We start from the raw sequence: 16,905 nt of genomic DNA, 5'->3' as shown, positions 1-16,905 counted from the left end.
GAGAGCAGCGCGACGGCTTCGCTGCGATAGCACGATGTCGACGAAGCTGGCTCTCGCGGTGCCGCCGCGCGCCGCGCTATCCTCAGCCCCTTTCGCCGCTTGCCGAGGTCGGGTGCCCGACCCGCGCCGAGCACGCGGCTCCCCGGGTCAGCGGTCCGAGAGGACCGCGCCGCACCAGCGACCGCCGGTGCTCCGCTGCCAGGCCGGCATGCCGGAGCATGCACCGACGTGCTCAGGATGCTCCTGCATGCCGGAGCATGCACCAGCGTGCCTCAGGACGCCCCTGCATACTGGAGCATGCACCAGCGTGCCTCAGGACGCCCCTGCATACTGGAGCATGCACCAGCGTGCCTCAGGACGCCCCTGCATACTGGAGCATGCACCAGCGTGCCTCAGGACGCCCCTGCATGCTGGAGCATGCACATGCATGCTCCAGTATGCGGCAGACTCCCGCGGAGACCCATGCTGCCCCGCGACGTCGACCGGTCCCTGGCAGATCGAGAGACGAGCGCCGCCGATCGCGATGGCGTTGGCGCGCCGCGCAGGCGTCCGATGCGCGGCGAACCCCGCGTCGTACATGGACATTTAACGATGAGCCCGCCGGGGGACGGACGGGCCATGACGTGAAACGACCGCCGTTCACTGACGTATCTTAAACGACCGTCGTTCACCAGAATCGCATGACGCGACGCGTGCCCGCTTGCCAGCAAAACCTTTCATGTTATCATGCCTATCGAGACAGACAATCTCCAATCGCGCTACGCCGACACCCTGCCTACCTCGCGTAGCCTATTGTCTCAGTGTGCCCATGCAGTGAGGCGTGCCTGTCGTCCCGGCTACAGTGCCAGACGACAGAATCGACAGCAGAGATAAACTTCTTCACAGATCCCCGACGTCGGCCGCGACTCTGTGCTTGGCACCATCCGTGAATAAGCACCGATGCGAAGACGAAACGGTCTTCGACAGAGCGCGTGAGCGCCGGAGCAACACCAGACATAAATAAGCATCGGAGATGGCGCGTATGCCGCTACGCATCGCGCGCCGCGCGGGAGGGCTTCTTCAGCGAGGCTCGCCCGGCACAACCGTGCTGTTCGAAGCCGGCGCGAGAGCGTCGGATGGCGACCCCAGGTCGAGATCGATCGATACGGACGCGCGCATCGGACGACCCGAGCCGCCCGAGCACACGATCGGTTGGATGGATTGGTGACAGGCTGTTGACCGACGTTCAGCGTTCGAAGCAAACAAAGCTGACTGAAACCCCCAAGTTCGAGGACAAAACGAAAATGAAGTCGCTCAAGTCTCGCGTTCTCTCTGGCGTTGGCGCTGCTCTCGTTGCCCTCGGCCTGTCGGCCCCCGCGATGGCGTCGTATACCACGCCGGACAGTGGAGATATCGATCTCGTCCAGGGGCACACCTTGACCGGCCTGATCAACATCCTCGTGGGCGACGTCACGGCTCTCCTGGGTGTGGACGTCATCGATGACGTCAAGATCGTGGACGTCGCGGACGTTCTCAACAACTCCGAGGTCGGGATCTTGAACAATGTGCTGAACAACGTGCTCGTGAAGCTTCAGATCCTCAACATCCAGAACGTGCTGAAGGACGTCGACGTCGCCAACGGGCTCAAGGTTGGTGACATCCTGAGCGACAACGACATCGATCTCAAGGATGTCGTCGACGTCAAGATCGAGGACAACAAGCTGCTCGTGTTCTACAAGTAGAGCTGACCGCGCGACCCCCCGCGGAGCGCTGACAGCAGAGAGAACGAAGCCCGGGAGGTCGGCCGCCTCCCGGGCTTTGCTCGGTCAAGATGACCGACAACCCGGTCATTCCGACCGCTCAGCGCGGCGCGCCGCCTCGCCCGAGGGCCGCGAAACCCGGGCGGTCGCCGCCTGGCCTCCGGGGTGCTCTCGCGCGCTCCCGTGGTCCGCTCGCCCCGCGGCAGCCCCCCTCGGGCCGCCCGGCCGACATCTCCCTCGGCGGGGCGACGCTGCCCGTGGGGGCGCCGGTGCTCGCGCTCGTGGCCTCGGCCCACCGCGACGAGCCGCAATACCCCGATCCGGATCGGCTCGATCTGCGCCGTGCGCCGCCCGGTCTCCTCGTCGTCGCGGTTCATCGCGGGTTGACCCGCGTCAAGGCCCCTCCCGCCTGCCCCGCTTGACAGGAGGATCGCTCGCGCTATCCTCGTCGCACCGGTCAGGAACAGGATCCGTCATTCCACCGACCGCCGAGTCATGACGGGCCGCGCACGCGCCAGGCGACGATGGACCTGAGAGTGTCCCTGATCCCCACATGGGATCATCGGGTGATGAGGTCGCGCCATGCGAAAGGCGGAGATTGAGGCCCTGGTGCGCGCGCACCGGGGCCGTGCCCGTCCCGTCGCGTTCTTTCATGTGCTCCGTCAGCCGTCGCTGGAGCCGGACGATCATGCCTTCTTGTCCGAGCACATCGACGAGCTCGGGACATCCGATCTCCTGCGCTGGAGAGCGCGCTGCGAGAGCGGGTTCAGCGGTCCGGTGATCCGGCAGCTCGCGCGGCTCGCGATCAGGGATCCAGCGCACTTCCAGCACGAGGTGCTGAGCGTGCCGCGCCTCGTGCTCGACGAGGAGGAGTGGATCGAGCTCTCGGATCTCGTGCGCGGGAAGGTGCCGGCTGCGATCTACGAGCGCGTGCTCGCGCGTTGCCGGCGCGAGCCTGTCCAGTGGGCCGGGGAGTTCGTCCTCGCGCCCAAGGTCCACAAGGGGCTGCCGCCGCTGCTCGACGGGGACGAGCTCGACGGCCTCGGCGCGGAGCGCCCCGCGCTGCGCGATCTACCGGTCCCGAAGATCCTCGCGGCGAGGCGGGCCGGGGTGATCTCGCTCGACGACGCCGCGCTGGCCGCGCTGGCGATGGAGCGCGCGCGCCTCTCGGACGAGGACTGGAGCGTCGATATCCCCCGTTTCCCCGCGGTGCTGAGGGACGCGATCCTCGAGAAGGCGCGCCGGACGCCGCGGGGCGGGGAGCGGGCGAACCTGCTCGGCTGGCTCGAGGCGCACGGCGTGGCGCGGGCCGCGCTGATGGATGTCGCGCTCGGGGCAATCCGGGCGGGCGGCGACGCGTATCCCCTGCTCTCCTGGCTCGCGCGCCAGCTGACCACGCGGGCGGCCTGGGACAAGCACGGCCTGGAGACGCTCTCCACGCTGATGTCGAGGCGCGCCTTCTCGGAGATAGGCGAGCTCGTGACGCTCGCCTGGAGCGAGGCCAGCCAGGGCGGCAAGGACGTCTCCCGCGGCTTCCTCGAGGCGATCCAGGTCGCCTTCGCGCTGGTGCTCCTGGCGATGGCGCGGGAGGCGCTCGCGGCGGGTCGCGAGCCGGGCGCGACGGCGGCGCTGTCAGCGCTCGCGTGCCTCGACCCGCCGTCGCGCGTGAGCCGCGCGGTGCACGAGCTCCGGCGGATCCCGGGCGCGAGCCCGGACGTGGCGGAGCTCATCGCGGTGAACGAGCGGCTGGTGAAGCACAGCGACGCGCGCGAAGCCTCCCTGGAGGGCTTCGTGGCCGCCCTCCACGCGATCGCCGACGCGTCCGCGTGATCGCCGCGGGCGCGGCGGCGGCAGCGGCAACGCAGCTCGCCGCCGGCCGCGCGTGACGTAGCGCGGAGATCGCGCGGCGGGGCGCGCCGCGCGCGCTGCGCCGGGCGCGCCCCCGGCGCAGCGCGCGCGGCCCGGGGACTCGTGGGGGGAGCGGCCGTCGCCTCCCCCCGACGCGGGGTCGATCGCGGCGACCGCTTCCAGCGCGGGGGCCGCTGATCGCCTTCGTTTACAGCGCGTCGGACGGACGTTGCCATCGCTTTCAATGCGATGTCGCCCGTTCGACATCCGTTTCAATGCGGGGACCGGCCATGCCTCCCCTCGAACGTCGACTCTGGAGGAGCACGCCGATGGCGTTCATCAACTATGCGAGCCGGGAGATCTACTGCAAGATCGTCTATTACGGGCCCGGGCTCGGCGGGAAGACGACGAACCTTCAGTACGTGTACGATCGGACGGTCCCGAGCGCCAAGGGGCGGCTCATCTCGCTCAAGACCGAGAGCGATCGCACGCTGTTCTTCGACTTCCTGCCGCTCGATCTCGGGGGGCTGTCGGGCTTTCGCACGCGCCTCCAGCTCTACACGGTGCCGGGCCAGATCTTCTACAGAGCGAGCCGGAAGCTGATCCTGAAGGGGCTGGATGGCGTCGTGTTCGTGGCGGACTCGCAGCGCGCGCGGCTCGACGCGAACGTCGAGTCGATGGCCGATCTCTGGGACAACCTGGCCGAGGAGGGCCGCTCGGCCGGTCGGCTGCCGCTCGTCGTCCAGTACAACAAGCGGGATCTCGACGGGATCGCCGATGTCGCGGAGCTCCGCGCGCTCCTCAACCCGGGCGGAGCGCCCGAGTTCGAGGCCGCAGCGGCGAGCGGCCGCGGCGTGTTCGACACCCTGCGGGCGATCGCGAAGCTCACGCTCAAGGAGATGGAGCGCGGACACCGCTGGAACGGAAAACCCAATGCCTGAGGACCGAGGCAGAGGCCCATCGCGTCCAGGTGCGCCCGTGTACAGGCCAAGGCGCCGTGTGGTGGCGTTGCGGCAACGCCGAGAGATCACCGCCACCGCCGCCCGCCGCGATTCTTCTTGACGCATTCTCGCCTGGCTGAAAGCGTGGCCTGGATCGTGGGGGAACCGTCGCCAGCAGAGCGTATCGCGCCAGGTCATCTCGGCGCCGACGCGCTGCTCGCGCGGCTCCTGCCCTGATTGAGCAACCCCTCGCACAACCGCGCTGCGCGACGCCCTGACGCCGCGGCGGCGCGCGCGTCGATCCCCTCGGTTTCCTCGATCTTTCGCCGGCTCACCGCGGCCGATGGCCCCGGGCACATCAGTTGCCATGGGCCAGGCGCGCTCGCCCGAGCGCCCCGCTCCGGGGCGGTCCGGGCAGGGCCCTATCGGGGAAACCACCATGAACAGGGTAGAGACGAGAGCATTCTTCTTTGGCATCGCCGCAGCGCTGGCCGCGTGCGGCGACGATCGGATCGAGGCGCCCGCCGGGCCGGAGATCGGCGAAGGACAAGAGGCGCTGTACGGAGACCTGAACACCAGCTCGTGCACGCTCGCGCAGCGCGACGTCCTCGTGGAGGCTCACCAGGCCGGCCGCCAGATCGCGCTGACCAAGGAGTTCGACGCGTGCCTGCGTTACCGGATGATGGAGTGGTACAAGCCCTGCTACGAGGGCAGCGACGATCCGTTCGCGAACGAGCCGAGGAGCACGCAGTACACCAGAGCGCGCGACATCATGCGCAGCGGCAACATGGCCGACGTGACCGTCACGTGCGACGACCTGGACAACCACAACGGCTTCGCGGCGTACGATCGGTACGGCGACTCCCACGAGCAGGTGCGCGTCGACAGGGGCTACCTGGACGGCGTCGCCGCCCTGGGGATCAACGACTACGAGCGCGCGGACGTCGCAGGCACGATCTGGCACGAGGCGATGCACCAGCAGGACTATCGCCACGATAGCTGCGGTTACCCGAGCGGCGAGTACGAGCAAGGGTTCCACAGCGTCCCGTACATGGCCGATCGCTGCATGCGCTCGGCCGGCATCCTCGGCCGCGCCGTCGTGTCCACGGACGAGGGCCGCGCCCAGGAGCTCGGGATCGGCCGCCACCGGGCGAGCCTGGGGCACCTCGACGGCGTGGGCGACAACAGCATCGCGCGCGTGCGCCTGCCGCCCGCGAGCCGCATGCGGTATTGCTTCGACGAGGGCGCCAGCGGGACGGGCAGCGCCTGCGCGACCATCGAGAACCCCACGATCGAGTACGGGGGCGCGCACGTGGTGCCCGCCGCCTTCCGGGACGCGATCTCGTTCGTCGAGATCGAGCCGCTGGTGCTGCTCTTCAGCCAGCCGGATTACCGCGGCAGCGTGTCGGCCTTCCGCTACGGGGAGCACCGCGCCAACACGGGGGATTTCTCCGGGGTCGGCAACGACAGGGCGCGCTCGATCTACGTCCCGCCGGGCGCGCGGGTGCGCGTGTGCACGGACGAGGGCGGGACGAGCGGGCACGGCTTCGGGACGTGCCGGTTCCACGATGAGCCGACGACCACGGGCGTGCTCGCCGGCATCTCGTACGCGGAGGTCGTGCCCGTGGTGACGGCGTTCACGGAGAGGGACCTCTACGGCGCACGCGCGAGCTTCGGGGCCGGTCGCTGGGCCGGCGCGGCGCTCAACGCGATCGGCGACGACCGCATCGTGTCGCTCGTCGTGCCCCAGTCCCTCACGGCGCGCGTGTGCAGCGAGGCGGCCGGCACGGGCGCGTGCCAGAGCCACACGCGCACCACGTTCGACCTCGGGGCCGGCCTGGCGGGCGCGGCCTCGTTCCTGGAGGTCACGCCCGCGCTGCTCGGCACGTCCACGCTCAGCGTGGTCCGCGCCGCAGGCAGCGGCGCAGGCCGCGTGGTGAGCACCCCGCTGAACCTCGATTGCACCTCGAACTGCTCGGCCGCGTTCCCGACGCGCAGCGAGGTGTTCCTCCTCGCCTCGTCGGCGGGACACGACGTCGTGTTCACCGGGTGCGACAGCGTCCTCGGCAACGGCTGCTTCGTGACGATGACCGGCGCGAAGACGGTGACGGTGAAGTTCGTGCGGAACAACGCGGACCGGTGCCACGACGCGTGCGTCGACCTCTGCAAGGAGGACGGCCAGATGCCGCCGAGCCAGTGCGACGAGGCGTGCACCGCCGAATGCCTGTAGCCGCGTCGGTCCCGCTCGCCTGGCGCAGGGGCGCGAGAGCGCGAGAGAAAGCCTGCACGCGCACACGAAATACAGTACACCCAGTCGATGGTAGAGACGTGCGGCATCTGCGGCGGCGACGGTCGGATCGCCAACTCGTTTGGAAACACGACCACGTGCCCGAGCTGTCACGGCTCCGGGCGGCGGTCCGACGAGGGAGGCTTCCGCGACGTCACCAAGACGAAGGCCTCGCACCACCGCCCGACGAACGTGGCCGCCGTCGTCGCGAAGCAGACGTGGCCCGCGACCCGCGAGGGCGGCCAGCTCGCGAACGAGGTGCGGGCCTGCTCGACCGTCTCCAACGAGACGAAGGCGAAGCTGACGCGCGAGATCATCGAGCACGAGGGCAGCCACGGCACGTGCACGCAGACCTTCCTCAAGAAGATCCGCAAGCAGATCCGCCCGCCGGCGGCCTGACCCCCGGCGCACATCGCGGCTGCGGGGGCTCGTCGGGATCGCGCTGACGTCGGGCATCGGGCAGGCAGCCTCGTCCAGGTGCGCCCGTGGCGCTCGTAGGGGCGACCCACTGGACATCTGTCCACAGACTGTGGATTTCTTGTGGATGGCTCGCCCCTCCAGGTCACGTCGGCGGTGGGCTGCCCGCCGCCCGGTCCGGCTCTCCGGGAGGAATCCACGGGTCCGGAGCAGACCGGGCAGCGCCACGGATGCCGGTGGGTGAGCACGGTCGCTCGACGTCGAAGGGATGTCGGGACACCGGTGGTGGCGTGGGTCTCGTGAATCCCCGGAGTCATCGCGTTGCAGCGGGATGATCACGCGTTCTCGTGCGCCGCAAAAACTCCGATCCACCGAGAAGCGCACAGGTTTCTGGAGTTCTGGTGATTGGTTCCGGGCTGCCCGGGCATCTTGAGGGTCATTGACGGATCCTCCGTCGCCGGGGACAGGCGACCGAGGAGCCGCTGGCCCTTGGGACCTGGTTTTCTTTTCGCGGATCGCCTCGTGCGCCGCGTGCCTTGAAAGGATCTTTCCATGCGAGCTTGCTTGTCGGCAGCAACGGCCACCGCCCTCGTGCTCCTCGGAGCGTGCGTCCTGGAGGACGCTCACGAGCCTCAAGGAGAGCTCGAGCAACAAGAAGACTGGGATCAGCCGCTGACCGGCGACGGGCTGACCGCGACGCTGACGTATGCTTCGGACTGGGGGAACGGGTACTGCGCCGACGTGACGATCGAGAACACGGGGCCGGCAGACACCACGACGTGGCGCGTGGTCCTCACCATGAACGGCTCCTCCGTGACGAACGCCTGGAACGCCAGCACGACAACGAGCGGATCGCAGCTCATCGCCACCCCCGCCGCCCACAACGCGACCCTGGCCCGTGGTGCCTCGACGAAGTTCGGGTTCTGCGCCAACGCGAGCGGCCCCTCGCAGCGCCCTGCGCTCGCCAGCGTGACAGCGGGCGGCTCGGGCAGCAGCAGCTCCAGCGCCAGCAGCAGCTCCAGCGCCAGCAGCAGCTCCAGCGCCAGCAGCAGCTCCAGCGCCAGCAGCAGCTCCAGCGCCAGCAGCAGCTCCAGCGCCAGCAGCAGCGGTGCGGGCGGTAGCGGCGGCGCCAGCAGCAGCAGCAGCAGCAGCGGCGCGGGGGGCTCCGGCGGCTCCGGCGGCGCGGGCGGCGCGGGCGGCGCAGGCGGCAGCGGCGGCGCCGCCCCGAGCGGGCACTTCCAGATGGAGGACCTCGATCGCGGGGTGGTCGCCGTCAAGGTGGCGGGCGGCGTCTACGTTGGCTGGAGGATGTTCGGCTACGAGTACGACCCCGCGAGCCCGAGCGCGATCTCGTACGACGTGTACCGCAACGGGAGCCGCATCGCGAACGTCACCAACAGCACCAATTACCTCGACGCCTCCGGCACGACCGCGTCGACCTACACGATCAGGGCGGTCGTGGGCGGCGTCGCCCAGGCCGCCTCGCCCGCCGCGGCCACCTGGGGCCAGAACTACCTGCGCATCCCCCTCTCGGCGCCCGCAGGCGGGACGACACCCGCGAAATGCGACAACGCGGGCGAGAGCTACTCGTACGCCGCCAACGACGCCAGCGCCGGAGACCTGGACGGCGACGGACAGTACGAGATCGTCCTCAAGTGGGATCCCTCGAACGCCAAGGACAACTCCCAGGCCGGCTGCACCGGGCCCGTTTACCTCGACGCCTACAAGCTCGACGGGCGCAGGCTCTGGCGCATCGACCTCGGGAGGAACATCCGGGCCGGCGCGCACTACACGCAGTTCGTCGTCTACGACTTCGACGGCAACGGGAGCGCGGAGGTCGCGGTGAAGACCGCTCCCGGCACGCGGGACGGGACGGGCGCGGCCCTGAGCAAGGGCCCCGCGGCCTCCGACGACGACGCGGCGGACCACCGGAACGCCGCGGGCTACGTGCTCAGCGGGCCCGAGTACCTGACCGTGTTCGGCGGGAGCAACGGCGCGGAGCTCGCCACCGTCGCCTTCGACGTGGCGCGAGGGACCGTGTCCTCGTGGGGAGACAACTACGGCAACCGCGTCGATCGGTTCCTCGCGAGCGCAGGGTTCGTGAGCGACCTCGGGAGAGGCCAGGACGCGAGCGGCAGGCCGGCGATCCTGATGGCCCGCGGCTACTACACGCGCGCCACGATCACCGCCTGGGGGTTCCGCGACGGCAACCTCACCCAGATCTGGAAGGCCGACAGCAACGCGAACACCGCGTACACGGGCCAGGGCGCCCACTCCATGGCGGTGGCGGACGTCGACGGCGACGGCGCCCAGGAGGTGATCTACGGGGCCTCCACGATCGACAGCAACGGAACCCGGAAGTGCTCGACCAACTTCGGTCACGGCGACGCGCTGCACGTGAGCGACTTCGTCCTGTCGCGCCCGGGGCTCGAGGTGTTCATGCCCCACGAGGACGGCAGCAAGCCGACCTACGATATCCACGACGCGAACACGTGCGCCGTCCTCTGGCAGGGGCCGGTCACCGGGGCCGACACCGGGCGCGGCGTGGCGGCCGACGTGCTCGCGAGCAACCCGGGCGCCGAGATGTGGACCAACTCCACGGGAGGGCTGCTGTCCACCACCACCGGAGCGCGCGTCGGGGCCCAGCCCGCGTCGGCCAACTTCCTGATCTGGTGGGACGCGGACGAGCTGCGCGAGCTGCAGGACAAGACGTCGATCACGAAGTACGGCGGCAGCTCGCTGCTGAGCTGCAGCCAGTGCGCCTCGAACAACGGGACCAAGTCGACGCCGGCGCTCACGGCCGACCTGCTCGGTGACTGGCGCGAGGAGATCGTGTGGCGCGAGTCCGACAACTCGGCGCTGCGGATCTACACGACCACGGACGTGACGACGCGGCGGATCTACACGCTCATGCACGATCCGCAGTACCGGATGCAGATCACCTCGGAGCAGACCGCCTACAACCAGCCGCCCCACCCGAGCTTCCACATCGGCGGCGGGATGGCGGCGCCCCCGAGGCCGGACATCCACGTGCGGTGACGCAGGCCGCGCAAGGCGGGCAGGTCGCCCCGCGCGAGGCCGCGGCGCGGCCCGCCCGCCAGCGCAGGAGGGCATCCCCCCCGGGCGCCCTCACTTCCGGTACTTCGCGAGCAGCAGGCCGGCGTCCGCGGTGCCGTCGGCCACGAAGCCCGCCATCACGCGGGCGCCGGTCTCCTGGAAATGGGTGCCGTCGACCGAGCCGTCCGCCCGGATGAGGAAGAAGTCCTCGCCCGCCGCCACGCAGCCGATGGAGCGCAGGTGGGCGAGCGTCATCTCGTTGAGATCGATGACGGGCACGTCCAGCTCGCCTCCGAGCTCCCGCATCGCCTGCGAATGCGCGGCCAGGCCGTTGCCGAACTCGTGGCTGTCCCCGGTGCAGGAGCGCCGCGGGGGCGGGGTGACCAGCACCGGGATCGCGTCGCGCGCCTGCGCGCCCTCGATGTACTCGGTGAGGTACGATTTGAAGTCCGTCGCGGGGTCCAGATAATAAGGAATGGTCGCGCCGTCGTGCTCGTACGTCGCGTTCCTGTTGCTGTCGTTGGTGCCGAACTGGACGAGCAGGTAATCGCCGCTCTGGATGTCGTCGAGGATGTCGGCCAGGCGGTCCTCGTCGATGAAGCGGCGCGCGGTCCGGCCGCCGATCGCCCGGTTCTCGATGCGCACCCGCGCGTCGAAGAACTCGCCCAGAAACTGACCCCAGCCCGCCTGGTGAATGGGGCTGTTCACGTACGTCTGCACCGTCGAGTCGCCGGCGATGTACACCGCGACGTCGGGCAGCTCGGCGCTGCCGCCGCCGCCCGAGCCGCCAGCGGCGCCCGTCGGCCCTCCGGCCGCGCCGGCGCCGCCCTCGCCCGCGCCGCCGGTGCCCGTGACGCTGGCGCCCGGGTCGCCGCCTGCGCCCGTGACGCTGGCGCCCGTGTCGCCGCCGGTGCCCGTGACGCTGCCGCCCGTGTCGCCGCCCGCGCCCGTGACGCTGGCGCCCTCCGCTGCGCCGGCGCCGTGGCCCGCCGCCCCGGCAGCGCCGTCGTCGGCGCTGCATGCGGTCACGAGGACCGCCGAGAGCAGCGCGCGCAAGGGAATCGAAGATCTGTCAGATAGAAGGGAAGGTGCGCGAAACATCGAGTCTCTCCTGCTGCATGTTGAGGATCGCGATGAACGGAGGCGTTCGGCCGGCCTGAGTCCCCGAGGGGTGAGGCGCGCGGGCGTCAGAGCTCGATGCCGAGGAGCACGCCGGGCCGGAGCCGGTAGCGCGAGAGGACTGTCTCGGTCCCCTGCTCGAGCGACAGGTCGTAGCGGACGCGCGCGGGGTCGAGCTCGGCGAAGAGCTCGGCGAACATCCAGAGGTCCCGGCCGAGCGGGAGCCGGGCCACGAGGCCGGCCGCGAGCACGAGCGCGTTCGAGGCGCTCGCCGCGGCAGGGACGAAGCCGGGAGCGCCGTCGCTGCCCGGCCGGGGGGTGGCGTCCACGCGGTCGACGCCCGCGCCGAGCCGCGCGCCGAGCTCGAGCGGCGTCGCGCCCGGGGCGAGGGCGTGGAGCCACGAGGCGTCGGCGCGCAGCGTGATCGTGCGGAGATCGAGGCCGATGCGCGGCTCCTCGTAGCGGCGCTCGAACTGGTACTGGAAGCGCGCGTCGAGGGCGAGCCGGTGCGGGCCCCAGCTGCGGCCGAGCGCGACGCGCACGCCGGGGCCGTGCGTGAGGCCGACCTCGGCCGAGTGCGCGGCCACGCCGTAGAAGGCGCCGAGCTCCAGCGCGCGGCGCGTCGCCGCCGGGACGGCGGGGGCCGCGGCGTCGGGGGGCGGCTCGGGGGCCGGCGCCTGGCGAAGGAGGAGCGCGCGGGCCTGCGCCCGGTCGAGCGAGGAGCGCGCGTCCTCGCGCAGCGACCGGAGCGAGAGCTCCACGACCTGCGCCACGGACTCGCGATCGAGCTCGTCGAAGCGGCCCGAGAGCTCGATCGAGCGCACGAGGAAGCGATCGGCCACGGGATCGGTGAAGTAGAGGGCGGCCCGGCGCGGGTCGCTCAGGTCGATCCAGCACGAGAGGGCCACGCCGGAGACGGCGCGCGTCGCGAAGAGCGCCGTGGCGTCGAAGCGCGGCGCGGCCCGGAAGCGGAGGGTGAAGGCCGAGAGCGCCTGGGACTCGAGCGCCGTCCGGATCGCGCCGAGGTCGCCCTCGGCGCCCGTGAGCACGACCTCCACGACCGGAGCGCCGGGCGACGCCGACGACGGCGCCGCGGGGACGGCGCCGGTCGGCGCGGCCGCCGCCGGGGCGGCGCGGCCGCCGTCGGCCCGCGCGCGCGCCGCGGAGAGCGCGACCGCGGCGGCGAGGCCGATCCAGAGGGGCGCGCGCGTCGCGATCACCCGCCCAGCTCGGCGAGGCGGCGGCGCGCGTGCTCGGCGTACGGCGAGCTCGGGTGCTCGCGGAGCAGGCGCCGCCAGGTCTGCGCCTCGTCGCCGGCGCGACCGAGCGCCCGCAAGGCGCGCCCGCGGCCGTAGAGCGCCTCGACCGCCAGCGGGCGCGCGCCGGCCACGCCGAGGTACCTGTCGAACTGCGCGAGCGCCGCGGCGGCCGAGCCGCCGTTGAGGAGGAGGCTGCCCAGCGACACGAGGGAGAGGGTGGCCTCGGGCGACCCCGCGAAGCGCTTCTGGAGCGCGCGGTAGAGCTCGATGGCGCGCTGGGTGCTGCCGGCACGCCGCGCGTCGTTGGCCTCCCGGAAGAGCTGCTCCGCGGTCGAGGACGCGGCCGCGCCCGGCCCGCGCGCGGCCTCCGCGCCTGGCCCACGCGCGGCCTCGGGCGGCCGCGGAGCGGGCGCCGCAAGCTCCGGCAGCGCCGCTCCCCCGGGCGCCGGTGCGCCGTCCGGCGCGGGAGGCGCGGCCTCGGACGGCGCGGCCGCGGATGGCGCCGGCGGGCGCGCACGGGACACCACCGCGCGCAGCGACGGCTCCACCCGGCGGGCGCTCGGGCCCGGCGCCGGGCGCTCCACCAGCGCGGTGGCCGCGGCGGCCACCCCGCAGAGGAGCACCGCGGCCGCCGCGTAGAGCCAGGCGCTCCGCCGCCAGCCCGTCTTGTGCCGCCCGGCCATGCCGCTCCCGGGCAGGGCGACGTCATCGCCGCGCCGGACGTCGTTGTCGGGTCGCACGGGCGCGCTCTCCGGCCACGCCGGCGCGCCCTCCCGCAGCACCGGCGCGCTCTCCCGCAGCGCCGGCGCGCCCACCGGCCACACGGGCCCGTCCGCGCGCAGCACGTCGTCCGGCGCGCCTCCGTCCCCGGCCCTGCCGATCGCGACGCTCGCGATGCGCGCGAGGAGCTCCGCGTCGCCGGGCTCCGCCGCGCCCACGGCGTCGAAGTCCTGCGCGAGCACCCAGCTCATCCGGCACGACGCGCACGCGCCCAGGTGGGCGTCGAAGGCGCGCCGGTCGGGCTCCGTCGCGACGCCGCGGCGCACGCGCGTGAGGAGCTCGCTCCGGCAGTCCACGTTCATGGTTCCCTCCCCCGGAAGAGCTCGGCCAGCTTCGCGTTGTTGGCGAGCGCGCGCCGCAGCGCCTCCTTGCCGAGGCGGAGCCGGCTCCAGACGGTGTTCGGGGAGACGCCGGCGAGCGCCGCGATCTCGTCGACCGTGTGGCCGAGCACGAAATGAAGGGCGAGCGCCTCGGCGGTCGCCTCCGGCATCCTGTCGAGCACCTCCAGCACCATCTCGCGCCGCCGGGTCGAGACCACGTGGGCGAACGGCGACGGGCCGCTCTCGTCCGCGGCCGCATCGACCGGCGCGTCCGGCTCGTCGTAGCGCGCGCGCACGCGGAGGCGCCGGCGCGCGCCGAGCGCGGTCATGAGGGCGACGCGGTTCGCGAAATGGACGACGGTGCACTCCGCGCGGAAGGACGGCAGCGCCTGGAGCAGCGCGAGGACGGCTTCCTGCGTGACGTCCTCGACGTCGGGGTGACGCGGGCCGAGCACCTTCCTCACCGTCCGGAGCATGGCCCCGCCGAGCTCGGTGATGAGGGTGCGGATGGCCGCAGGATCACGCGCCGCCGCGGCCCGAGCGAGCCCGAGCAGCTCGTCCGCCCTCGAAGGCGCTCCCTCCACCGGCGGCGGGAGGTCGGTCGCGGGCTTTCGCACGTCAGCGACGATGCACGAGGGCAGAAGTCCTGGTCAAGACGCCCCGCCGGATCGTCTGTCACGGCCCTCCGGAGATCGGCCAGCCGCCGCTGTCCCACGCGAGATCCGAGATGCGCAGCGTGGGGGCGCCGTTCGCTTCGGCGTTGTACGCATGATAGATGTTGTAGGCCCGGTCCTTGGCGAACAGGACCGCGTTGTGCCCGGGCCCTCGCCACCGGGAGCTCCCCTCGACAAGGAGGGTTCCGCCGCCGGACGTCATCGCCTTGCCCGCCCTGTCGACGTACGGGCCGGTGATGCTCGTCGCGCGGCCGACGACGACATTGTAGGTGCTGTCGACCCCGCGACAGCAGGAGTCGAACGAGACGAACAGGTAGTAGTAGCCGCAGCGCCGGACGATGAAGGGCGCCTCGAGGGCGCCTGCGGCGTCGGGGCGCGAGGCGAGGGCGTGGAGCTCCCCGTCGGCCCGCTCCCCCGACGCGGTGAGCTTCACCATCTTGATACCGGTCCAGAAGCTCCCGAACGCGAGCCACGGCGTGCCCTCCTCATCGATCGCGACGTTCGGATCGATGGCGTTCCATTCGTCCCGCGTCGCGCCGGTGTTCGAGCAGATGGCGGCTCCGCGGTCCGTCCAGGGCTCTGCCGAGTCGAGCGAGGCCTTCGTCGCGTGCCCGATGCACGAGCGATTGCTGCCGAACGTGGAGGCAGAATAGTAGAGGTGGTACGTGTCCCCGAAGCGGGAGATATCGGGCGCCCACAGGTCGGTCACGCCCGGCACCCGCTCCGCGAGCCAGGCGGGCCGCGCGTTGAACACCCGACCGGCAGATTGCCAGTCGAGGAGGTCCGAGGACGTCTTCATCGGGAGCCGGTCGCCCGTCTGGAAGAGGTAATAGCGGTCGCCGGCCTGGATGACCGACGGGTCGTGGGTCCCGAGGTCGCCGGACAGGCGCAGCGCCCCGGGCGGGCTCGATGGGTCGTGGAGCGCCTCCGCACACCGGTCGCCGCCCCCGCCGGCGCCGCCGCTCGCTCCCTCGCCACCAGCGCCGCTGCCCCCAGGGCCGCCGCTTCCCCCGGCGCCGCCGGTCCCTCCCTCGCCGCCGGCGCCCCCCGTGCCGGTCGTCGCCTCCGCGCTGCTCACGGCGCCGCCGGTGCCCGCGGTCGAGGACGCGCTCGCGCTGGTGGCGCCGGTCGTGCCGCCGCCCTGCCCGCCAGCGCCGGGGCCCGCTCCCGGCGTCTCCTCGCCGCAACCCGCGAGCGACGCGACGACGCCGATCAGCAGGCCCCATGTACGCACAGACCCGCACCGTCGCCACGACCGGCAAAGCAGAGGATGCATCGAACCTCCTGGAGATCTCCTGGTACCGCTTTCCCACGTGGACCGGAGCGCCCGCAATCAATCATGGGTCGCTCAAATTTCGCGTGAGGTTCTGAGCATTCGCACCCGGAAAGAATTTTACATCAGCACAGGATGCCGCAGATCCACGCGTCGTGAGCTTCCGGGAGGTGTCTTGCCGCCGCCTCGTCCGGCGCCGCGAGCGGGAGCTACGTCGCTCTCCGCGCCGCGCGAGATCAGGAGTCCGATCAAGGCGCGGCGCGCCGGGCCTCGTAGAGGTCGGCGACGCCGGTCCGCGTCGATGCGAAATACAGGACGGAGCCGTCCGGTGAGAGGTGCGGATCGGTGTCGCGCTCCCCGGGGAGGCTCACCGGTTCCTCGAGCGGCGCTGCCTCCTCGAACGCCGCTTCGGCGCTTGCCCGCCGCGCCCAGAACAGGTCTCCCCCTCCCGCGCGGCTCGATCGGAACAGGATCTGCTTGCCGTCGTCGAACAGGAATGGGCCGCCCTCGTCGCCTGGGCCGTCCAGCCCGGCGAGCGGGGCGAGCGCGCTCCAGTCGTCCTCGGGGCTTTCGCGCGATGCGATCGCGAGGTACGTCTCCGCGTCCGCGGGCGTGACGCCGGTCACGACCAGGAGCCCTGCGGGGTCGACGTGAGGGCCCATCACCGTGGCGCCCTCGACGGCGAGGGCGCCCACGTGCGCTGGCGTTCCCCACGGGTCGTCCCGGCTGGCGCGCTCGGCGAGCCAGATGCCCTCCGGCTCGCGCCTGCTGTAGAACCAGATCAGGAGCCCATCCCCGGAGACGCAGGGGGTGTCCTCGATGCTCTCGGCCAGGTTGATGTTCTCCACGACGCGCGGCGCGTCCCAGGGCGAGCCCACCCCTGCCCGCCGCGACGTCCAGATGTCCCGGTTCCCCCCGCGATCGGACATGAAATAGATCTCGAGCAGATCGTCCGTGAGGGTCGGGTCTTCCTCCCTGGAATCGGAGTTGAGCTCGGTCATCGCCGCCGGCGGCTCGAACGTCGGCTGCTCCGGCGCGCTCGCCGCCCCGCCCCCGCCCTGCCCGGGCGCGAACATGCCGATGACGAAGCGCTGATCCCCGCACCCCGCGCCGCCGAGCGCGAGCCAGAGGCCCCACGCCGCGGCGCTCCCCTGGAAACGCCAGCTCATCGATCCCCGCTCACGTCCCGGA

12 protein-coding genes are annotated in these 16,905 nt (G+C 71.8%); 6 read left to right on the top strand and 6 right to left on the bottom strand.

The annotated features are described in order from the left end of the window. Positions 1-1,358 precede the first annotated feature (1,358 nt). The 6 genes from WME96_RS07970 (at position 1,359) to WME96_RS07945 (ending at position 10,271) form a co-directional block, all read left to right on the top strand. On the top strand, positions 1,359-1,721 hold the full coding sequence (locus WME96_RS07970; RefSeq protein ID WP_437289569.1) for a hypothetical protein: 363 nt from the start codon (positions 1,359-1,361) through the stop codon (positions 1,719-1,721). 600 nt (positions 1,722-2,321) lie between these two features. Next, positions 2,322-3,569 (top strand): hypothetical protein, encoded by a 1,248-nt coding sequence (locus WME96_RS07965; RefSeq protein WP_437289568.1) that lies wholly within the window; start codon positions 2,322-2,324, stop codon positions 3,567-3,569. 347 nt (positions 3,570-3,916) lie between these two features. Beyond that, entirely contained in the window at positions 3,917-4,528 is a 612-nt protein-coding gene (locus WME96_RS07960) for a GTP-binding protein (protein WP_437289567.1), read from the top strand. A 439-nt stretch (positions 4,529-4,967) separates the two neighbouring features. Continuing rightward, the gene (locus WME96_RS07955; RefSeq protein ID WP_437289566.1) at positions 4,968-6,758 is read left to right on the top strand and encodes a hypothetical protein; all 1,791 of its coding nucleotides are present in this window, start codon (positions 4,968-4,970) and stop codon (positions 6,756-6,758) included. A gap of 87 nt (positions 6,759-6,845) precedes the next feature. Beyond that, positions 6,846-7,214, top strand: a complete 369-nt coding sequence (locus tag WME96_RS07950; RefSeq protein WP_437289565.1) for a molecular chaperone DnaJ — start codon at positions 6,846-6,848, stop codon at positions 7,212-7,214. Positions 7,215-7,784: 570 nt separating this feature from the next. Continuing rightward, positions 7,785-10,271: a cellulose binding domain-containing protein gene (locus WME96_RS07945; RefSeq protein ID WP_437289564.1), complete on the top strand. Its 2,487-nt coding sequence runs from the start codon at positions 7,785-7,787 to the stop codon at positions 10,269-10,271. 90 nt (positions 10,272-10,361) lie between these two features. Here WME96_RS07945 and WME96_RS07940 read toward each other — a convergent pair whose 3' ends face one another. From WME96_RS07940 to WME96_RS07915, 6 genes are all read right to left on the bottom strand, one after another. Then, complete coding sequence (locus tag WME96_RS07940) at positions 10,362-11,345, bottom strand: rhamnogalacturonan acetylesterase (protein WP_437289563.1); 984 nt, start codon at positions 11,343-11,345, stop codon at positions 10,362-10,364. 131 nt (positions 11,346-11,476) lie between these two features. Beyond that, positions 11,477-12,628: a hypothetical protein gene (locus tag WME96_RS07935; protein WP_437289562.1), complete on the bottom strand. Its 1,152-nt coding sequence runs from the start codon at positions 12,626-12,628 to the stop codon at positions 11,477-11,479. Next, positions 12,625-13,749: a tetratricopeptide repeat protein gene (locus WME96_RS07930; RefSeq protein ID WP_437289561.1), complete on the bottom strand. Its 1,125-nt coding sequence runs from the start codon at positions 13,747-13,749 to the stop codon at positions 12,625-12,627. Before WME96_RS07930 ends, WME96_RS07935 begins: the two co-directional genes overlap by 4 nt. After that, positions 13,746-14,384 (bottom strand): RNA polymerase sigma factor, encoded by a 639-nt coding sequence (locus WME96_RS07925; RefSeq protein WP_437289560.1) that lies wholly within the window; start codon positions 14,382-14,384, stop codon positions 13,746-13,748. The genes WME96_RS07930 and WME96_RS07925 overlap by 4 nt, the downstream gene beginning before the upstream one ends. Before the next feature lie 58 nt (positions 14,385-14,442). Continuing rightward, complete coding sequence (locus WME96_RS07920) at positions 14,443-15,675, bottom strand: arabinan endo-1,5-alpha-L-arabinosidase (protein WP_437289559.1); 1,233 nt, start codon at positions 15,673-15,675, stop codon at positions 14,443-14,445. Between the two features lie 287 nt (positions 15,676-15,962). Beyond that, positions 15,963-16,883: a hypothetical protein gene (locus tag WME96_RS07915; RefSeq protein ID WP_437289558.1), complete on the bottom strand. Its 921-nt coding sequence runs from the start codon at positions 16,881-16,883 to the stop codon at positions 15,963-15,965. Positions 16,884-16,905 lie beyond the last annotated feature (22 nt).

Origin of the sequence: Sorangium sp. So ce406, from assembly GCF_051474675.1 — a bacterium.
GTDB classification, from domain to species: Bacteria; Myxococcota_A; Polyangia; order Polyangiales; family Polyangiaceae; genus Sorangium; species Sorangium cellulosum_G.
This window is presented reverse-complemented; position numbering and strand designations above follow the sequence as displayed.